The following is a 19,497-nucleotide window of genomic DNA, read 5'->3' on the forward strand; positions in this document are numbered from 1 at the left end:
GCGTCAGCCCAGCGCTTGCAGGATTGGCTGCAGCATGGCGGCGCCCAGGCCCGCGCTGCGCGCGCCGTTCCAGCCGGTGTGCGCGTCGGGCAGATTGGCATTGTCTTTGAACGGCATTTCCAGCGTCAGGGACAGGCATTTGTAGTGGTGGCCAACATACTTCGACGCCAGCGTGAGCAGTTCGTCGTTGTACTTGCTGGCGGCGTAACCGAATTCTTTCTGGAAGTCCGGGCTGCAGGCGATGTAGCGGTCGATGAAGGCGGTTTGCTCCATTGCCCGTTCGGCCGTGAAGTCGGCCAGCATTTCGCAGCCAGCCACGAAGTTGTACGGCAGCGCTTCGTCGCCATGGATGTCGAAGAACATGTCGATGCCGACTTCTTCGATCTTCTGCTTTACGCACAATACTTCGGGACTGCGCTCGAGCGACGGGTTCATCCACTCGCGATTCAGGTTGGCGCCGGCGGCATTCGTGCGCAGGTTGCCGCGCACCGAACCGTCCGGATTCATGTTCGGCACGATGTAGAACACGGCGCGCTGCAGCAGCGTGCGCGAGACGGGGTTGGCGCTGTCGAGCAGCGCATCCATCATGCCTTCGACGAACCATTCGGCCATCGATTCGCCCGGGTGCTGGCGCGCGATGACCCAGATCTTTTTCTCGGCCTGCGGATTGCCGATCACGACCAGGTTCATGTCGCGCCCTTCGACCGTGCTGCCGAGGTCGACCACGCGCGCGATCGGGTTCTCGGCCACTTCGCCCAGCAGGCGCAGGTGGCGTTCCCAGCTGTATGGCTCGAAGTAGGCGTAGTAGATGCTGTCCGTTTCCGGCGTGTGCTCGATCGTCATCACCTGGCCATCGAACGTGGTCGGCACGCGGAACCAGTTGTCGAGGTCATAGCTGGCCACCGCCTGGTAATCCTCGAACCCCTTTGGGTACGTGGCCTGGCCGGCATTCAAAAAGCGCATCGTCACCGCCTGGTCGCGCGCGCCCTGCAGGCGAAAATGAAACCACTGGTGGATGTCGGCGTGCGAGTCGGCGCGCAGGTTCAGGTCGATCCGGGACGGATGCTCGGCGTTGACGACATCGATCGATCCGGCGTCGAACATCGTGCTGATCTTGATGGACATGGTGATCCTTTCATGGCCCGCCGTGGAAGGCGGCGCTGGGTGACGGAGCGCCGGGCACCAGCCCGGCAAGACCCCCGGACAGATGGTTGTTTACTGCGCGTCGAGGTCGATCAGGTCCTTCGTGTACATCGCCATGATCTGACGCATCAGCTCGACATTGCCGCGATCGAGCACGACGGTCAGGTCCGGCTTGGTCTCGAGGGCAAAGGTCATGCGGATCATGCCTGGCAGCTCTTTGCAGTTGACGTACTGGACGCGCGGCGTGTTCGGGTTTTGCCAGTCGGCCTCACCGATTACCGGGCCGGCCGGCGGCGCCTTGAGTTGCGGATCCTTGTTGACCGGCAGGTGCTTGAGCAACCAGAACACGACGTTGGCCGGAATGTGGACGGCGACATCGCTCGCACCGATGGTGGAGAACTTGGTCAGCAACAGGTTACCAACCCGGTCGCAGGACATGGACAGGCTCTTGACTTGACGAATGACCGCTGGTTTCACGACGTTGATCCTTGGGGGAAGGTTGAAAAAGGCGCTGCGATTCTACCGCATCCCCCCGGCCTTTTGGGCAGTTTGCGCCACCGGACAGCAAAACGGGGAGCATGTGGCTCCCCGTCGATGACTGCGCCGGCGCGCCGGCGGCAACCTGCAGATTATTCCTTGGCGCCGCCGCTGCGGCTGCCGCTCCCGGCGCTCTGGCGGTTGCCGGCCGTGGATGACGTGCGCACCATGTCGCTGGCGCTGGCCGACTGGCGGTTGCCATGGCTCAGGCTGCCTGCGCGGCGGGCTTCTTCGGATGTGAATTCATGCGCCGTCCCCTTGGCATGGGCGGCCTTGCCACCCTGGCTGGCGATTTCGCGCTGGCGTGCCGGATCCATCGATGCGAAGCCACGGTTGCGCGTGCCACCGGCGCTCTGACTATTGCCGGCCGCGCCCGATTGCTTGTTCCCTTGATTGTTTGAGGCCATGATGAGGTTGCTCCCATACGTACACTGTTGGAAACCGCCGCGTCCTGCGGCAGGCTGAGGCCTGCCGACACCAGAATGGCGACGATGAGCCCAAATCCCATGATAGGCATGCAATCCGACGACCGCTATAGGAGTAGTCCAGATGACTTTGTAGGACAACACGTGAGAATTAGTGCAGTTACGAAATTAAAGTTTCGGTAGTAAATTTCACGGTCAGCAGCAGTCCTACACGCACCCCCTACGTCTTCCTATTCTGTGCGGCCGTTGATGCGCGCATGATGGACCCATGTGGCAGGCACCGACCTGCCAGTTCACCAATGCACAGGAGACGACCATGGATGCGAACCAGCGTAGCGAAGTGAATAACCAGACCAACAATGGCGCCAACGAAAAGTGGAATCAGGATGCCAAGGGCAACACGCGCGACGGTGCCAGCGAACAGCGCACCCCATCGGGCACCGGCATGGCGCAACCTGACCTGCCGAGCGCATCGCAAGGCCAGCTGGCCACCACCGGCGCGCAACAGGGCACGATCGACAGCCACCAGCGCGCGATGGAAGCGCATTCCGCTGAGTGGGGTCAGTTGAACGAGCCAGTGGGCAATCGCCAGGGAGAGACGCGCAATACCGATAACCCGAACGCACCGGCGTCCGTCCAGCCAGCGCATGCCGGCGGTACCACCATTGGCACGGGCGTGGACACCGGCATCGTCCCCGGCACTGGCACCGAAGATCGTCATGCCCGCGGTACCGAAGCCGGCGTGCCCGGTGTGCAGCATGGCGACATCTACGGCAACCGCCAGAGCGTGGACAATGCCAACGGTGAAAACCGCGCCGATACCCAGGACGCCAGCTCGAGCAAGATCCAGGAAAGCACCGACCGCCAAGGCTCGCAGACGGGCGAGACCCGCCGCGAGGTGCCAGCTGATGAGTTCCACCAGTCCAACGATCTGGCCGGTGGCCTGCCGCGCAGTGGCGGCAACAGCGGCCCGCGCACCGAGGGCGAGGGTTACCAGACCGGCGGCAGCATGAACGCTGAACCGAATCCGGTACATGAATCGAACGACGCAGCAGGCGGCTATCCGCGCAGCCCGGGCGGCGCGAACAAGCTTGCAGGCGATCGCAAGATGGATGACGACACGGGCTTTTCGCGACAGTAATCGCGTAAGTGCAGGTCAGTAAAAACCCAACGGGGCGCCTTCGGTGCCCCGTTTTGCATTGCGCTTGACGCAGCTCCAATGCGCCCGGCCCCGCTGGAACCGGACCATTCAAACAGCAGTCGAACCGCTCGCCATCGCCGCCCTTGCGCGGTGGCGCATCACCAGCGGAGACCTCCATGTCAGCGATGCACGACGCTTCCTGCCTGCCGCCGCGCCACTCGTTGGCGCGCGCATGACGCTGCATCCCTTTGACAACGACACGGGCCGCGACCTCGCGCGGCGCCAGTTGGCCATCGGTCCGACATGCTTTGTTGTGCTCGCCCTCACGCTGGATGCGCGTCGCCTCACACCTTGCGTCGGCATCGATACCGTGATCCTGGGCGTTGCCAGGCTGCGTCAGCGACATGGCGTCGATGTAATGCTGCTCGTCGCCGCGAGCGCTGTGGCCGATGGCGATGCAACAGCAGATGCCGAACTTGCCCGACTACGCGAATTGGTGCGCGCACTGGCCATGAAACCGCATGTGCGCTTTCTGACTGCCGCGCCAATGAACGTCCTGCGCGACTGCCATGCGGCGGCCAATGTGCTGGTCAGCACGCCTTGGCGCGCGGCAGATGCCGGGAGCGCCGGCGGCGCCGTCAGCAGCGGACGCGGCGCGGTATGTAACGGTCTTACCGGCGCCGTCCTCCCGCTACATGACGCCGAAGCGCTGGCGGCATGCCTGGCCCGGCTGCAACGCTCTCCTCGCCTGGCGCTGATGACGGTTGACGCCGCTTGCACACACCTTGCCGACTTGGCCACGCTACACAAGCCGGCGTTCCAATGACCATCACCGCACCGTGAAAGGCGCCGCATGAAAGCCATCTTCCTCGACAACGACGGCACGCTGGTCGACGACATGCCCTTTGCTGCAGAGCCGCGCTGCATCCGCCTGGTCAACGGCGCCGGGCCCGCGCTGCGGCTGCTGTCCGGCCTGGACTACCGGCTGTTCGTCGTTGCCAACCAGTCCGGCATTGCGCACGGCTGCTTTGGCGAAGACGCGATGACGCCGATGTCCGACCGCTTGCGCGACCTGCTGTTTCGCGAGCAGCTCACGCTCGACGGTTTTTATTATTGCCCGCACCATCCGCTGGGCACCGTCAGCAACTATGCCCATGCCTGCACCTGTCGCAAACCGTCGCCGGGCATGCTGCTGCGCGCCGCGCACGAGCATGACATCGACCTGCGCGCATCGTGGATGATCGGCGACATCCTGCACGATGTCGAAGCCGGCAACCGCGCTGGCTGCCGCACGCTGCTGATCGACAACGGCAACGAAACCGAATGGCGCCTGGGTCCGCGCCGGCTGCCCACGCGCATCGCACCCGACCTGTACCACGCGGCCATGCTGATCGCCGGGCATGGCGACCCGTGCTAGCGGGCGGGCACACCAGCGCCTGCGCCCTGGCGCAACTCGCCCCGCGCCTGCAGGATGATGTCGCGCGCTGCATGCAGCCCCAGCAGCGCCATGATCGACGCCACCGCGATGTCGGGCCAGCCGGCCCCGGTGCCGAACACACCGAGGGCCGCGAGCATGACAGCCACGTTGCCGATCATGTCGTTGCGCGTGCACAGCCAGACCGAGCGCATGTTCGCGTCGCCGTTGCGGAACGCGTACAGCAATGCCGCCACCGCGCCATTGGCCGCGAACGCCAGCACGCTGACCACGCCCATGGTCTGGGCATGCGGCACCTGTCCACCCGTGCCGAGCCACAATGCCCGGCCCAGCACCAGGAGGCCAAACGCCCCCATCACGAGGCCCTTGGCATAGGCCGCGCGCGAGCGCCACACGACCGCCAGCCCCAGCACGAACAGCGAAACACCGTAGTTGGCGGCATCGCCCAGAAAGTCGACGGAGTCCGCCAGCAGCGACACCGAACCGGCCGCCAGGCTGCTGACGATCTCGACGCCAAACATGATGAAGTTGATGACAAGGGCCGCCCACAGCACCTTGCGGTAGCGCCCGTCGGGCGGCGGGGCAGCAGAACTGCACGATCCTGAACAGCATGACGACATACGCACCTCCAAAGACAATGGATGCATTAGAATCCCTGTAGTGACTACAAGGTCAATGCAAACGTCAAGGTGGATGAAGATGCGAATTGGTGAACTGGCGAAACTGACGGGGTGTCAGTCTGAAACGGTGCGGTTCTATGAACTGAAGGGGCTGTTGCCGCCACCGGTGCGTTCGCAGGCGAACTACCGGGTCTACGATGCGAGCCACGCCGAGCGGCTGCATTTCATCCGGCGCTGCCGGGCGCTGGGCATGTCTCTGGCAGAAATCGCCACGCTGCTGGGCTACCAGGACCAGCCGGAGCGCTCATGCAGCGGCGTCAACGCGCTGGTCGACCATCAGCTATCCGAAATCGATCGCCAGATCACCGAGCTGCAGCAGCTGCGCACCGCCCTGTCGACCGTGCGCGCACGTTGCGACTCGGTGCAGACCGCTGGCCAGTGCGCAATCCTGCGCGAGCTGACCGACCCCGCGTGAGAGGGCGCGGCGGTCGCCACCGTCCATCAATTACATGCGTGGATCCTCGATCACGAGCTGGTCGTCCATGCGTACGTGCTCGCCCATCAGCACGCGGTGGATCACGGCGCCATGCACGCCATGCTGCTTGAGAAATTCGACGGCACTGAGTGTGCCCAGGCTGGCCTGGATCTGCATGCCCTGGCGCACGATGTGGGTGGCGTCCGCGTAGGGGTTCGACTGCATGTACGGCAGGCCCGCATAGCGGCGATCAATCTTTGAGGCTTGCATCTGATTTCTTTCGTTGGGCACCAGCACAAAAAACTCCGTCGACACCGACGCCGACGGAACAACGCAAAATCCTTCGGGATCACGCGAGAGAGAGACACAGCGCCGATCTTAGCGACCCTGTATTTCAGCTTGATGACATCGCAGTACCGGGCCCGCATGGCGTCGGATGTTGCACATGGCGCACGCCGATGGCTCTACAATTGCCCCTTGTTGATTCAACCTGGACAGCAGATGGCGGTATCTGACGCGGTATCTGGCTTCAATTACGGCTCCGACAATTCGGGCCTGGTGTGGGGATTCCTGATCGACCCGGGCGCAACCGCCGTGCCTGCCGCCGTGCCTGCCGCCGCGCCCACCGCCATCCCCATCGGCGCAGCCGACGCCCTGCGCTGGATGGCCGCGCCGCAGCCTGGCCAGTTCATCTGGCTGCACTTCAACCTGTCGAACACGGCCAGCGAACGGTGGCTGCGCCAGCATGCCGGCCTGGCCGACGAGTTCTTCGCCACGCTGCACCAGGGCTCGCGCTCGACGCGCATCGAGATCGCCGATAACGCGCTGATCGCCGTCGTCAATGATGTGCTGCACGGCTTTTCGCTCGACAGCGCCGAGATCTCGACCTTGTGGGCCCACGTCACGCCGCATGCCGTCATCAGCGCGCGCCGCAAGCCGCTGGCCTCGATCGAGCGCCTGCGCCAGGATGTCTTGCAGGGCGCGCCGCTGCGCTCGTCGAGCGAGTTGCTGGTGCACCTGCTGCGCGACCAGGCCGACGTGCTGGTGAACATCGTGCGCGATGCAGTGACGCGCGTCGACACCATCGAAGACCGCCTGCTGGCCGGACGCCTGACACGCCAGCGCGAAGACCTGGGCACCTTGCGGCGCGTGCTGGTACGGCTGCAGCGCCTGCTGGCGCCGGAACCGGCCGCGCTGTTCCGGCTGCTGCAGCGCCCGCCGGTCTGGGTCGATGGCGACGACCTGCAAGACCTGCGCCAGGCCACCGAAGAATTCACCGTGGTGCTGAGCGACCTGGCCGCACTGCAGGAACGCATCAAGCTGCTGCAGGAAGAAATCGCCGCGCGCGTCAACGAAGACAATGCGCGCAGCCTGTACCTGCTGACGATCGTGACGGTGATGGCGCTGCCAATCAACCTGATCGCGGGTCTGCTCGGCATGAACGTGGGCGGCGTGCCGCTGGCTGAAAACGGCCACGGCTTCTGGATCGTGTGCGGACTGATTGCGACCTTCACAACGGTGGCGGCGTGGTTGCTGCTGCGCCTTCAACGCAACACATGATTGGGCGCAGTCAACGTTAAATAGAGGGGAGCTTTGAACTGATGAGCAGCCCGGTGGTCGAACTCCTGTTCCCAACGCCAGGAGTCGATCATGAAAGCGCCACGTTTCAAACGCTGGTTCGCCAGGCTGCCATCGCTGAATCAGCCACAGCGCCGGCAAGTGCTCGACGCCTTGCATCCTGCGGCCGGCCTCGCCCAGGTGGTGGCGCTGATCGCCCAGGCCAGAGCGCCTGGCCGCTGCTGTCCCAGCTGTGGCAACGGGCGCTGCCACCGACATGGCTTCGCCAACGATCTGCAGCGCTTTCGCTGCTGCGCTTGCGGGCGCACATTCAACGACCTGAGCGGCACACCGCTGGCACGGCTCAGGCTCAAGGCCAAGTGGCTCGCGTATTCCCAGGTGCTGCTCGACTCACTGTCGGTGCGCAAGGGTGCAGACCGGGTTGGCGTGCACCGCAATACCGCCTTCCGGTGGCGCCACCGCTTCCTCGACTGGGTCAAGTTCGACCGGCCCGCATCCCTGAATGGCATCGTTGAGGCTGACGAGACGTTCCTGCTCGAATCACAAAAAGGATCGCGCACGCTCGATCGCCCGCCACGCCGGCGCGGCGGGCATGCCACCAAGCGTGGCATTTCAACGCAGCTCGATTGCATCCTGGTGGCGCGCGATCGTAATGGCCGCACAATCGATGCCGTCACCGGCCGCGGTGCACTGACCGCCGCCCAACTCGAGCGCGATTTGCTCCCCAGGCTCGATCCGCAGGCGCTGATGGTCAGCGACAGCCATGCTGCCTATCGGGTCTTTGCACGCAAGCACAGGATTGCACACGAGGCGGTCAACCTGCGCGCCGGCGTCAGGGTCAGGCATTCGGGCAGCCGCGCCATCCACGTCCAGAACGTGAATGCCTATCACCAGCGCTTCAAGGACTGGCTATCGGGCTTTCATGGTGTTGCGTCACGCTATTTGCCCAATTATCTGGGTTGGCGCTGGGCATTGGACGGCGGGCGAATTAGTTCCGCAGAACAATTGCTAAGCATTGCTATCGGCGTCATCAACAGATTACGTTGACTGCGCCATGATTGCCGCGCGCCATTGGCATTGCGGATTGCGCAGCCAGCCCGTATCTTGTCTGTTCGTACATGCCACCATCGATCCCCTTGAATTCACCTTTCAGCTTCCTGGCCGGCGGCGGCGAGATGGGCACCCTGATGCGCGCTCACGACTGGCAGACGACCCCGCTGGGGCCGCCCGACACCTGGCCCATGGCGCTCAAGACCATGGTCCGCGTCATGTTGTCGAGCAATCACCCGATGTTCATCTGGTGGGGCGACGAGCTGATCCAGTTCTACAACGACAGCTACCGCCAGACCCTCGGCCCCGAACGCCATCCATCCGCGCTGGCTCAGCCTGGCCGGATCTGCTGGGCAGAAGCCTGGGACCTGATCGGCCCCGAGATCGAGCGCATCATGGCTGGTGGCCCCGCAGCCTGGCATGACGACCGGCTGATCCCGCTCACGCGCCATGGCCGGCGTGAAGATATCTGGTGGACCTACGGCTACAGCCCGATCGAGGACGAAGGCGGCGTGCGCGGCGTGCTCGCCATCGTCAACGGCGTCACGCACAACCACCTGCTGCGCCAGCGCCTCGAGCAAACCCACCACGCGCTGTTCGACACGATGGACGAAGGCTTCGGCATGATCGAGATGATCGACGATGCCAACGGCAAGGCAGTTGATTATCTGTTCGTCGAAGCCAACCCCGCCTTTGCGCGCCACACCGGTCTGGTCGACAGTGTCGGCCAGACGGCGCGCGCGCTGGTACCCGGCATCGAACAGAGCTGGATCGACATCTATGACGATATTGCCCGCAGCGGCGTGCCACGCCGCTTCGAGCAAGGCTCCGAAGCAATGGAGCGCTGGTTCACCGTCTACGCCAGCCGCATCGCGCACCCGACCCGGCGCCGTGTGGCGCTGCTATTTACCGACATCAGCAACCAGAAGAATGCCGAGCGCGCCCTGCAGGCGAGCGAAGCGGCCGCGCGCGCCGCCCTCGCCCAGGCCGAGGCCGACCGGCGGCGTCTCGATGCCCTGCTCAGTTCGGCACCCGTGGGCATCGTCTACGCCGACGCCCACGGTGCGCTCTCGTCGGCCAATCCGATGATGCACGTGCTGTGGGGCGAGCATCCCATGACCACCAGTCCGGAAGGCTATGGCGACTGGCGCGGCTGGTGGGCCGACGGTTCGCCGCGCCATGGCCAGCAGGTCCAGGCCCGCGACTGGTCGCTGGTGCGCGCGCTGCGCGGCGAGCAGGTCGACGCCGACCTCGTCGAGATCGAACCATTCGGGCGGCCGCATGAGCGGCATACCCTGCTCACCCGGGCCGCACCGATCCGTGACCACGCCGGCAATATCACCGGCGCCGTGGCCGCGTCGATGGACATGACGGCGCAGGTGCAGGTGCAGCGGGCGCTGCGCGAGAGCGAAAACAAGTTCCGCACGATGACCGAAGCGATGCCGCAGATGGTGTGGTCGGGCCTGCCCGATGGCACCAACGATTACGCAAACCGGCGCTGGTGCGAATTCACGGGAATGTCGGGCCAGGCGCTGGCCGGCAGCGGCTGGACCCGCGCCATCCATCCCGACGACTTGTCGGCGCTGCGGACGCAGTGGATGGCCAGCCTGGCCAGCGGCGCGCTGTTCGAGATCGAGCACCGGCTGCGCCATCACAGCGGCGACTACCGCTGGGTGCTCAACCGCGCGTTGCCGGTGCGCGACGAGGCCGGCGCCATCATCCGCTGGATGGGCACGGTCACCGACATGCACGACCACCGGCTGGCCGCCGAAGAGCTCAAGGCCGCCAATGCGCGCAAGGATGAATTCCTGGCGATGCTCGCGCATGAGCTGCGCAATCCTCTGGCCCCGATCAGCACCGCTGCCCAGATGCTCAAGCTCTCAAGCCTCGATCCGAAGCGCACGGCGCATGCGGCCGACGTGATCGGCCGCCAGGTGCGGCACATGGTCGAGCTGGTGGACGATCTGCTCGACGTCTCACGCGTCACGCGCGGCCTGGTCGAACTCGAGCGCCTGCCGGTCGATCTCAAGACTGTCATCCACAGCGCCATCGAGCAGGCGCGCCCGCTCATCGAAAAAAAGGGCCACACGCTCGCCACGCGCCTGGGTGCGGCCAATGTCACCGTCACGGGCGACCGCAAGCGGCTGGTGCAGGTGATGACCAACCTGCTGGGCAACGCGGCCAAGTACACGCCGGATGGCGGCGAGATCACCGTGTTTGCCCAGGCCGACGCCGCTACCGACTGCGTGACCCTGTCGGTCAGGGACAACGGGATCGGCATCGACGCCAGCCTGCTGCCCGACATCTTCGAGCTGTTCACGCAAGCCCGGCGCACGCCCGACCGGGCGCAGGGCGGGCTGGGCCTGGGGCTGGCCCTGGTGCGCAGCATGGTCACGCTGCACGGCGGCAGGGTCGAGGCGCATAGCGACGGTCCTGGCCGCGGCAGCTGCTTTGCCGTTACCTTGCCGGTGGGCCCGGGCGGGGCCGGTCCCGTGGCCGCCACGCACGATGACAGCGCACTGGCTTCGCACACGGCGCTGCGCATCCTGATCGTCGACGACAACCGCGACGCCGCCGAGTCGCTGGGCATGGTGCTCGCGGCCGTGGGCCACACAGTGCAGGTCGAGGAATCGCCCCATGGCGCGCTGCTGCGGACCGAATCCGAGGCGTTCGATGTCTGCCTGCTCGATATCGGCCTGCCCGACATGGACGGCTACCAGCTTGCGCGCCGGCTGCGCGCCGCGCCGCGTCTGGCGGGCGCGGTCATGGTGGCGCTCAGCGGCTATGGACAGCCGCAGGACGTGGCCGCCTCGCAGGCCGCCGGGTTTTCGCGCCACCTGGTCAAGCCGGTCGACATTCCCTATTTGCTGGCGCTGCTCGACACACTCGCGCCGGACCCGGGAGCCATGCCGGCTTGACCACAATCGTACGGCATGTGTCCGTGCCCAGGCGTAAGATGGCCGGACGTCAAGACGCACGCCACCATCGAAGGGACAGCCTCCAGTGAGTTTCGCCAGCGACCAGCAAGCCAGTTCCGACCACCTATCGGCCAATGCACAGCGGATGCTGGGCCTGCGCGGGGCCGTTTTCGCGACATGGGAAGCACGCGTGCGCGAACGCGTTGCGCAGGCGCGCAATGTCCAGCATCCGATCCTGATCGATACGCTGCCGGTGTTTTACGAGAACATCGTCCAGAGCATCAGCCCCGATTACCCGCGTACCTCCGCCGTCGACGGCACCACGGTCGCCGCCGAGCATGGCGGCGAGCGCGCGCGCATCACGTCGTACGATCACACTGCGCTGATCGAGGAGTACCAGATCTTCCGCTGGGCCATCTTCGATGTGCTGCACCGCGAACAAGTCGTGCTCGATCACCGTGAAGTCCACACGATCCACTCATCGATCGATTCCGGCATCCAGGAAGCCGTCGAAGCGTTCTCGCTGGTGCACAGCGGTTTCCGGGAACGCTTCGCCGCAGCACTCACGCACGATATGCGCGGCCCGCTGGGCGCCACGGTCAGTGCACTCGAACTCATTCTGCGCAGCGATGACCCGGACCAGATCAAGAAGGTGGCCGCCAGAGCGCTGGCCAATACCCGGCGCATGAGCAGCATGGTCGACGAATTGCTCGATACGATGGCGTTTCATAGTGGCGAGAGCATTCCGCTGACCATCACGACCTTTCCGATGGACGAACTCGTGGCCGAGGTGCTGGCCGACGCACGCACCGCGCACGGGTCCCGCTTCGAGCTGCACGCACATCCCGTCGATGGCTGGTGGGATCGCCAGGTATTCAGACGGGCGCTCGAGAATCTGGTCTCCAACGCCGTGAAATACGGCGCGCCTGCCACGCCGATCAGCGTCAAGGTGGACCGGCTCCACGAACGCCTGCTCGTGTCGGTGCACAACGACGGCCCGCCGATCCCGCCGCACGAGCAGGAATGCATTTTCCAGATGTACCGCCGCGCCGAACTGGCCCAGCGCGGCGATCCGCAAGGCTGGGGCATCGGCCTGCCCTATGTGCGCGCCGTGGCCGAAAGCCACGGCGGCAGTATTGGCCTCGACAGCAACGGCGACCGCGGGACGACGTTCTTCATCAATATCCCGATTGATGGGCGTCCCCATGCCGGGTCACGTACACTGGTTGCCGGGCAGGCGCCGGGAGCGACAATGATCGACTGAATCACTGCCGGACCTGGCCGGCACATCACAACGATCTCCAGGAGAACCCTCATGCTCCATGACATCACGCTGCGCACCCTTTCACATACCGATGCCCGCGCCTGCAGCGAGCAACTGGCCGATGTCCTGATCGACTGCGTCGAAGGCGGCGCATCGGTCAGCTTCATGCTGCCGCTGTCGCGTACGACGGCGCTGGACTACTGGCACGACATCGCAGGCGGCGTGGAGCGCGGCGAGCGCACGCTGATCGTGGCGCAGGACAGGGCTGGCATTCTCGGTACCGTCCAGCTGATTACCGCCATGCCGGACAACCAGCAACATCGGGCGGATGTGGCCAAGCTGCTGGTGCGGCGCCGGGCATGTGGCGCAGGCATCGGCGGGCGGTTGATGGAGGCCGTCGAAGAAGCCGCGCGTACACAAGGGCGCAGCGTGCTGGTACTCGACACGGCTGACAGCACCGCCGAACGCCTGTATGCACGGTCGGGCTGGCAGCGCGTCGGCAGCGTCCCTGACTTCGCCTGTCTGCCCGACGGCCCGCTGTGTGCAACGACCTTCTTCTACAAGCACTGCGCGCCTGCCAGTGCGCTTGGGCGCTGATGGGTCATGCGCCGGTACGATACAATACAAGCAATTAAAACGAATTCAATGAATTCTCATTGAAGCAACGGATAGTGCGGGAGCGGTTCAGGTGGCAACTAAGCAAAGTGCGGTAACGTCCGACGAGGTATGCACCACGCAGGTGGCGGCGCAGATGCTCGGTATCTCGGTGTCGCTGGTGCAGCAGCTGGTGGAAACAGGCGTGCTGGATGCCTGGAAGACCCAGGGCGGGCACCGCCGGATTCCACTCAAGGCAGTACTGGACTACAAGAACAAGCTGGCCGGAAGCATGGGGCGCGAAGCCAGCGGGCGCGCGACCATTCTCGTGATCGAGGATAACGCCATCCAACGCGCCCTGTACCAGCGTCAGTTTACGGCCTGGGACTTGCCAGCGGATTTCATCTTTTGCGAAAACGGCTACCAGGCGCTCCTGCAGATCGCCCGCCGCCCGCCCGACATCCTGCTGGCCGACATCGTCATGGAGGGCATCGACGGCTTCGAAGTGGTGCGCACCGTCATGACCGACCCGGAACTGGCCGACGTCAGCATTGCCATCCTGTCCGGGCTGCCTGCCGACGAGCTGGCAGCCCGCGGCGGCGTCCCGGCAGGCGTCGTGTTCTTCCCCAAACCAATCAACTACGACGAGCTGCGCGGCTATCTGCGCGCGAACGTCGCGCAGCGCGTCCGCAAGCCGGCGCCGGTGTAAAGGACACCCGCCCGCTTCGCAATCCCCATATTCATTACTTTAAATTCAAATAAATTAAATTAACTAATTTTAAGGTTTTGATGTAGACTCGTTGTCTGTCAGGCGAGCCGGCACGAGCGCGTGATCCGCCGTTTCCACGCCACACGCTGAACCCCGCGCAGGCTGCCGACCAATTCCGACGGAGGGCATGGGTGAGTGCGGACACATCAATGAACGACGTGCCACGGTGGGGGCGCCTGCAGCGACTGCAGCGCCTGGACACACGTACCGTCAGCGCCATGATCTGCGCGGGCCTGGTGCTGCTGCTCACACTCGCGCTGGCCGGTTCAGCCTGGGTATTGCACTTTCGCGAAATCGACGATTGGGCCAGCGATCTCGACAACCTGACGCTGGCGCTGGCCGAGAGCACGGCGCAATCGATGGCCTCGTCCAGCCTGGCGCTCGACAGCATCCTGGCCGCGCTGCCTGCCGACGACGGCGATCCGGCGCTGGGGAGCGAGGCGCTCTATCGCACCATGAGCGACAAGATCAGCGGCCTGCCCCAGGTGGCCGTGGCCAGCGTCATCGGCGCCGACGGCGCGCTGCTCAGTTCCACACGCGCCTGGCCAACGCCGGTCATCAACCTGGCTGAGCGCGATTATTTCGTCTATCACCGCGCGCACCGCGACCCCGCCCCCTACGTCAGCCGTCCGGTACGCAACAAGATCAACGGGGCCTGGACGTTTTACCTGAGCCGCCGTCGCGAAACGCCCGATGGCCGCTTCGCGGGCGTGGCGGTGGTAGGCATCTCGTGCGCCTCGTTCACCGACTTCTTTCGTTCTGTCAGCCCCGGGCAGCAGGCGGCGATCTCGCTGTTGTCGAGCGACCAGGTTCTGCTGGCCTCCTGGCCGCAGCGTGACGCCGCCATCGGCCGGCAGCCAGCAGCCGCTGCCACGGATGCCGAGGCGCGCATGGTGGCGCAGCGTCCCGTACGCAATTACCCGCTGGTGATCGAGGCATCCGTGCCCGAAGCGTTGTTGACCAGCGACTGGTGGCGCAATCTGCGTCCGCTGGGCGCCATTGCGATGACCGGCATGCTGGGCGTGGCGCTGGCCTTTGGCACGGTGCTGCGCATCGTGCGCCAGCGCGAGCGCGATGCGGTCGAGGCGCTCGCGCTCAAGGCCCAGGCCGATGCGGCCAACCAGGCCAAGTCGCGTTTCCTGGCGATGATGAGCCACGAGATCCGTACTCCGATGAACGGCATCGTCGGCATGTCCGAACTGCTGTTCGGCGCCGGGCTACCGGCGCCGCTGGACACGTATGCGCGCACGGTCCACCAGAGCGTGCTCGAGCTGCTGCGCACCATCAACGACATCCTCGACTTTTCAAAGGTCGAGTCCGGCAACCTGGAACTGCTGCCGCAGGCATTCGATCCAATGCGCCATGCCGCGCAGCGGGTCGACTCGTACCGCATGAGCGCAGAACGCAAGCGCCTGGCGATCGTGCTGCGTCCGGGCGTGCTGCCATCGGCCGTCATGGCCGACCCCGACCGCATCGGCCAGGTGCTGGGCAATTTGCTCAGCAACGCGATCAAGTTCACCCCCGCTGGCGGCGGTCCAATCGAACTGACCGTGGTGGCGCGGCGCGATCCCGACACGAGCGGCGGGTGGCTGCTGCTGTACCAGGTGAGCGATCACGGCATCGGCATCGAGCCGGCTGCGCAAGCGCGCCTGTTCCAGCCCTTCAGCCAGGCCGACAACACCATCAGCCGCGTGTACGGCGGCACCGGGCTTGGACTGGCCATCTGCCGCCGCCTGGCCGACCTGATGGGCGGCAGTATCGACCTGGTCCCGCGCACCGGGCCCGGCGCCTGCTTCCGCCTGGTCGTACCGTGCAGCCTGGCATCGGCGCCGGCGCCCGACACCGTCAGCGCATCCGGCCTGCGGACCACCGTGGGGACACCGCGCGTGCTCGTCGTCGAGGACACCGAGATCAACCGCGAACTGCTGCGCATCCTGCTTGAAAAGCTCGGTTGCCGGGTCGACGAAGCAGTGAATGGCGCGGTCGCGCTGGCAGCGCTGGAAACCAGCGCCTACGACCTGGTGCTGATGGACTGCATGATGCCGGTGCTCGACGGCTACGAAGCCTGCCGCCAGCTGCGCCAGCGCGAACACGCCACCGGCGCCCCGCGCATGGCCGTGGTGGCACTGACCGCCAGCGCCATCGACGGCGACCGTGAACGTTGCCTGGCGGCCGGGATGGACGATTACCTGAGCAAGCCATTCACGGCGGAGCAGCTGGGCGACCTCGTGCGGCGCTGGACGCAGCCGCTGCGCTGACGGGGCGGCCAGGCCCTGCCCGCCCTGCCCGCCTTGTCGACGGCCAGCAGCCCGGCGCTTACAAGGTTGCCGGCACGGACGCCGTCAACAGGCGCACGGCGGCCTCGGCGGCGCGGAAATCGAAGCGCCGCAGCGGGTTCCACACACGGTCGAGTGTCACCGCTGGCAGCAGCGGCGCCAGTGTGGCCAGGCAGGCTTCGGCCTGTTCCAGCGCCTCGGCGTCAAGCGCTTCGAGCAGACTGGTCAGGTGCGCGTGCAGCACCGCCGGTGACGCTGCCACGGGCGAGGCTACCGGCGCCGGCGCCGGTCCAAGGTACTGCTCGATGGCGCGCCGCGCCTGCGCCAGCACCTGCGTCAATGGCGCCAGGTCGACCGCAACACCGTCGGCGCCCGGATCGCGCATGGCGGCGTACAGCATCCGCTCGGCCTCGTGCGCGGCCACGCGCGTGGCAGGCAGGGCCAGGCTGGCAGCCACGCCGGCCAGTTTGTGGGCCAGCGCGGCCGCTTCGCCGGGCCGGCCGGCAGCCAGGCTGGCGCCGATCAGCGCCGCGCTGTCGCCATGCAGTTCGAGGAACTGGGCCAGATACTGGCGGTAGGCCGCGCCGTCCAGCCACAGGGCGAGTCCGGCAGCCACGTCGAGCGCGTCGTCGTCGACCTGTGCCGGCGCCGGGCCGGCCAGGGCGCCCGCGCCGCCGCCCTCGCCCCCACCCTCGCTCCCGCACAAGCGTGCAATCAGCGCGAGCATCGCCGGCACATCGAATGGCTTGCTCAGCACATGGCACATGCCGGCCTCGAGCGCCGCCTCCTGCTGTTCCTTGAACGCCCCGGCAGTCAGTGCGATGACCGGCAGGCCGTCGAACTGCGGCATGCGGCGCAGCTGCCGGGTCGCCTCGATGCCGTCCATGACCGGCATCTGCACGTCCATCAACACGACGTCAGCCTGCTCAGGATGCGCCAGCAACCAGTCCAGCGCCTGCCGGCCGTCGCCGACGCAGACGGTCTCGGCGCCCTGGTCGCGCAGGATGCGCTGGACCACCTCGCGATTGATGTCGCTGTCGTCGACAACCAGCACGCAGACGTCGCGCAGAGTCTGGCCCGAGGGCGTGGCAGCCGCGCAGACGGCGGTAGCACTGGCTTCGGTAGACACCTGCAGCGGCAGGCTGAAGCTGAACACGCTGCCGCGTCCGGGCGTGCTGTCGACGACCAGCGCGCCGCCCATCAGTGCAACCAGCTGACGGCAGATGGTCAGCCCCAGGCCGGTGCCACCGAAGCGCCGCGTAGTGGAACTGTCGGCCTGGGTGAATGGCGAGAAAATTGCCTCCTGGGCGGCCGGGTCGATGCCGATGCCGGTGTCATGCACGCTGAACTGGAGCACCAGGGCGTCGCCGTCGCGCCGCAGCAAGGTGCAGTGCAGCGCCACCTGGCCGTTGGGTGTGAACTTGACCGCATTGCCGGTGAGATTGAGCAGCACCTGCTCGAGCCGCAACGCATCCCCGAGCAGGATGCCGACGCCGGCCGGCGGCGTGTCGACGATCAGCTGCAGGTCCTTGCCGGCAGCGCCGATGCGCATGCTGGTGGCCACCTTCTCCAGCAACTCGCCCAGGCAGAACGGCGCGGTCTCGATGAGCATGTGCCCGGCCTCGATCTTCGACACGTCGAGGATGTCATTGACGATGGCCAGCAGCGACTGGCCGGACACGCGGATGTTGCGCACCATGCTGCGGGCTTCGGCGTCGATCGCGCGCTGCTCGAGCAGATAGGCGAAACCCAGCACGGCATTGAGCGGCGAGCGGATCTCGTGGCTCATATTGGCCAGAAACTCGGCCTTGCTGCGGCTGGCCGCCTCGGCCGCATCGCGGGCTAGCAGCATCTCGGCCTCGGCGCTCTTTTGCGCCGAGATATCCTGCGCAAAGACGAGGGTCGCCGGGCCATCCGCCAGCCGTACCTGCGCGGTGGTCTTGTAGACCGGCACGGAGGAGCCCCATTTGCCCAGGCCGATCGCCTCGAAATGCTGCTCGGCCGGGGTATCGGCCTCGATCAATGCCTCGTGCTGCGCCAGCCCGGCCAGCGACGGCGCAGTGATCATGGCACGCCAGCGCAGCCCGGTCAGGTCGTCCGTCGCGCCATAGCCATGCAAGGCCCGGTAGCGCGGGTTGGAATAGATGAAGCGCCCGTGCCGCAGGATGGCGACGGCCAGCGGCGCATCCTCGATCAGCGTGCGGAACCGCGCTTCGCTGTCATACACGCCCTGCATGGCAGCGCGTGCACGCGCCTGCTCGGCATCCTGGCGCGCCCACTGCGCACGCCTGCGCTGCACCACCGCCAGCGCCCCGCAGGCGCCGGTTGCCAGCACGGCGAACAGCACGGCCAGCGTCATCGCCTGGCGCCGCAGCGGCGCGGCGACGGCGGCGGCGTCGCGGCTCAGGCCAATCACGAGCGGATAGTCCATCGCCAGCGCTGCTGGCGCAATCGTGGCCATGGCCATCACGCGCTCTTCGCCGGTGGTGTAGACCCGGCCTTCGAGTACGCTGGCCACCCGGCCGCTGCTGCGGTGGCGCTGGTAGAACGTACCCGGGCGCGCCAGGTTGGTGCCGTCGATCTTTCCTTTCGGCGGATAGTTCAGCAATTGCCGTCCGCCACCGTGGACCACCACGGCCCAGACGTCGGGCGCATACATCGCTGTGCGGAACTGGCCGGTGAAATATTCGGGATCGAGGGTGGCGAGCACCATTCCCGCGAAACGGCCGGCAGCGTCCGGCACCATGCGCGCAACCGTCACCACCTGGTCGCCGCGAATCGAGCGGAACGGCTCGGCCACGTACAGGGTGCGGCTGCTAGGCGCGCGGCGCACTGCAGTCACATAGTCGCGCCGGGAAAAATCGTGCCCGTACAAATCGTGTTGGCTGGCAGCGCGCACCCGCCCGTCGCGGTCGAACACCATCATCGTGCGCAGGCCCGGCATCGCGCCGACCAGTGCCGACAGACGGCCGGCCAATTCTGCCTCGGCAACGGCGCCATCCGGGGCGCTCAGGTAATCGCGCACTACACCCTCGAGCGCCACATTGGTGGCCACGAGATCGGTCTGGATATTGCTGGCCAACAGCGTGGTCAGCGACAGCAACCGGGCCCGCTCGCTGCTCTCGAGGCGCTCCACCTCGGTCAGCTGCAGATAAGCGAGGCTGGCGCCGAGAAAGACCAGCGCTGCTGCCAGCATGGCGAACTCGACATATCGACGTCGCATGGTGGTTCCGGTGGGTAGGCGGATCATCTGTCTCATGCTACACCTGGCT

The 19,497-nt window shown here is 66.0% G+C and carries 17 protein-coding genes; 11 read left to right on the forward strand and 6 right to left on the reverse strand.

What is annotated here, in order from left to right:
- Positions 1-3 precede the first annotated feature (3 nt).
- The 3 genes from AC56LW_RS02590 to AC56LW_RS02600 form a co-directional block, all read right to left on the reverse strand.
- Positions 4-1,125 (reverse strand): M14 family metallopeptidase, encoded by a 1,122-nt coding sequence (locus tag AC56LW_RS02590; protein ID WP_499631343.1) that lies wholly within the window; start codon positions 1,123-1,125, stop codon positions 4-6.
- Positions 1,126-1,215: 90 nt separating this feature from the next.
- The gene (locus AC56LW_RS02595; protein ID WP_258835121.1) at positions 1,216-1,620 is read right to left on the reverse strand and encodes a hypothetical protein; all 405 of its coding nucleotides are present in this window, start codon (positions 1,618-1,620) and stop codon (positions 1,216-1,218) included.
- 152 nt (positions 1,621-1,772) lie between these two features.
- Positions 1,773-2,087, reverse strand: a complete 315-nt coding sequence (locus AC56LW_RS02600) for a KGG domain-containing protein (RefSeq protein ID WP_332531584.1) — start codon at positions 2,085-2,087, stop codon at positions 1,773-1,775.
- A gap of 286 nt (positions 2,088-2,373) precedes the next feature.
- Between AC56LW_RS02600 and AC56LW_RS02605 the strand changes: the two genes are divergently transcribed.
- The 3 genes from AC56LW_RS02605 to AC56LW_RS02615 all read left to right on the forward strand — a co-directional run bounded on the left by AC56LW_RS02605 (position 2,374) and on the right by AC56LW_RS02615 (position 4,663).
- Positions 2,374-3,246, forward strand: a complete 873-nt coding sequence (locus AC56LW_RS02605; RefSeq protein WP_499631347.1) for a hypothetical protein — start codon at positions 2,374-2,376, stop codon at positions 3,244-3,246.
- Between the two features lie 64 nt (positions 3,247-3,310).
- Complete coding sequence (locus tag AC56LW_RS02610) at positions 3,311-4,072, forward strand: glycosyltransferase family protein (protein ID WP_499631350.1); 762 nt, start codon at positions 3,311-3,313, stop codon at positions 4,070-4,072.
- A 27-nt stretch (positions 4,073-4,099) separates the two neighbouring features.
- A complete protein-coding gene (locus tag AC56LW_RS02615; protein WP_332531581.1) occupies positions 4,100-4,663 on the forward strand; it encodes a D-glycero-alpha-D-manno-heptose-1,7-bisphosphate 7-phosphatase in 564 nt (187 codons plus the stop codon).
- Here the strand turns inward: AC56LW_RS02615 and AC56LW_RS02620 are convergent.
- Positions 4,660-5,301, reverse strand: coding sequence for a cation efflux transmembrane domain-containing protein (locus tag AC56LW_RS02620; protein ID WP_332531580.1), 642 nt, complete (start codon positions 5,299-5,301; stop codon positions 4,660-4,662). The two genes, AC56LW_RS02615 and AC56LW_RS02620, sit on opposite strands and share 4 nt — an antisense overlap.
- A gap of 73 nt (positions 5,302-5,374) precedes the next feature.
- On the opposite strand from AC56LW_RS02620, the gene cadR reads away from it, so the two are divergent.
- Positions 5,375-5,776 (forward strand): Cd(II)/Pb(II)-responsive transcriptional regulator, encoded by a 402-nt coding sequence (cadR, locus tag AC56LW_RS02625; RefSeq protein WP_499631355.1) that lies wholly within the window; start codon positions 5,375-5,377, stop codon positions 5,774-5,776.
- Positions 5,777-5,806: 30 nt separating this feature from the next.
- Here cadR and AC56LW_RS02630 read toward each other — a convergent pair whose 3' ends face one another.
- Complete coding sequence (locus tag AC56LW_RS02630; RefSeq protein ID WP_499631358.1) at positions 5,807-6,046, reverse strand: hypothetical protein; 240 nt, start codon at positions 6,044-6,046, stop codon at positions 5,807-5,809.
- A gap of 231 nt (positions 6,047-6,277) precedes the next feature.
- Between AC56LW_RS02630 and AC56LW_RS02635 the strand changes: the two genes are divergently transcribed.
- The 7 genes from AC56LW_RS02635 (at position 6,278) to AC56LW_RS02665 (ending at position 16,207) form a co-directional block, all read left to right on the forward strand.
- Entirely contained in the window at positions 6,278-7,336 is a 1,059-nt protein-coding gene (locus tag AC56LW_RS02635; protein ID WP_499631361.1) for a transporter, read from the forward strand.
- 90 nt (positions 7,337-7,426) lie between these two features.
- Positions 7,427-8,401, forward strand: coding sequence for an IS1595 family transposase (locus tag AC56LW_RS02640; protein ID WP_499631364.1), 975 nt, complete (start codon positions 7,427-7,429; stop codon positions 8,399-8,401).
- Between the two features lie 89 nt (positions 8,402-8,490).
- On the forward strand, positions 8,491-11,322 hold the full coding sequence (locus AC56LW_RS02645; RefSeq protein ID WP_499631367.1) for a PAS domain S-box protein: 2,832 nt from the start codon (positions 8,491-8,493) through the stop codon (positions 11,320-11,322).
- An 85-nt stretch (positions 11,323-11,407) separates the two neighbouring features.
- A complete protein-coding gene (locus AC56LW_RS02650) occupies positions 11,408-12,586 on the forward strand; it encodes a sensor histidine kinase (protein ID WP_499631370.1) in 1,179 nt (392 codons plus the stop codon).
- Positions 12,587-12,637: 51 nt separating this feature from the next.
- Entirely contained in the window at positions 12,638-13,183 is a 546-nt protein-coding gene (locus AC56LW_RS02655) for a GNAT family N-acetyltransferase (protein WP_499631373.1), read from the forward strand.
- A gap of 91 nt (positions 13,184-13,274) precedes the next feature.
- Positions 13,275-13,889, forward strand: coding sequence for a response regulator (locus AC56LW_RS02660; protein ID WP_499631376.1), 615 nt, complete (start codon positions 13,275-13,277; stop codon positions 13,887-13,889).
- Positions 13,890-14,098: 209 nt separating this feature from the next.
- Positions 14,099-16,207: a hybrid sensor histidine kinase/response regulator gene (locus AC56LW_RS02665; RefSeq protein ID WP_499631379.1), complete on the forward strand. Its 2,109-nt coding sequence runs from the start codon at positions 14,099-14,101 to the stop codon at positions 16,205-16,207.
- Between the two features lie 58 nt (positions 16,208-16,265).
- Here the strand turns inward: AC56LW_RS02665 and AC56LW_RS02670 are convergent, their stop codons facing one another.
- Entirely contained in the window at positions 16,266-19,448 is a 3,183-nt protein-coding gene (locus tag AC56LW_RS02670) for an ATP-binding protein (protein ID WP_499631382.1), read from the reverse strand.
- Positions 19,449-19,497 lie beyond the last annotated feature (49 nt).

The sequence above is a fragment of the Telluria sp. LT2P80 genome, from assembly GCF_059685955.1.

Coding starts and splice junctions, on each gene's coding strand:
- AC56LW_RS02605 (WP_499631347.1), top strand. CDS start 2,374: ATGTGGCAGGCACCGACCTGCCAGTTCACCAATGCACAGGAGACGACC.
- AC56LW_RS02665 (WP_499631379.1), top strand. CDS start 14,099: ATGAACGACGTGCCACGGTGGGGGCGCCTGCAGCGACTGCAGCGCCTG.
- AC56LW_RS02590 (WP_499631343.1), bottom strand. CDS start 1,125: ATGTCCATCAAGATCAGCACGATGTTCGACGCCGGATCGATCGATGTC.
- AC56LW_RS02600 (WP_332531584.1), bottom strand. CDS start 2,087: ATGGCCTCAAACAATCAAGGGAACAAGCAATCGGGCGCGGCCGGCAAT.
- AC56LW_RS02630 (WP_499631358.1), bottom strand. CDS start 6,046: ATGCAAGCCTCAAAGATTGATCGCCGCTATGCGGGCCTGCCGTACATG.
- AC56LW_RS02655 (WP_499631373.1), top strand. CDS start 12,638: ATGCTCCATGACATCACGCTGCGCACCCTTTCACATACCGATGCCCGC.
- AC56LW_RS02670 (WP_499631382.1), bottom strand. CDS start 19,448: ATGCGACGTCGATATGTCGAGTTCGCCATGCTGGCAGCAGCGCTGGTC.
- AC56LW_RS02640 (WP_499631364.1), top strand. CDS start 7,427: ATGAAAGCGCCACGTTTCAAACGCTGGTTCGCCAGGCTGCCATCGCTG.
- AC56LW_RS02635 (WP_499631361.1), top strand. CDS start 6,278: ATGGCGGTATCTGACGCGGTATCTGGCTTCAATTACGGCTCCGACAAT.
- AC56LW_RS02620 (WP_332531580.1), bottom strand. CDS start 5,301: ATGTCGTCATGCTGTTCAGGATCGTGCAGTTCTGCTGCCCCGCCGCCC.
- cadR (WP_499631355.1), top strand. CDS start 5,375: ATGAAGATGCGAATTGGTGAACTGGCGAAACTGACGGGGTGTCAGTCT.
- AC56LW_RS02615 (WP_332531581.1), top strand. CDS start 4,100: ATGAAAGCCATCTTCCTCGACAACGACGGCACGCTGGTCGACGACATG.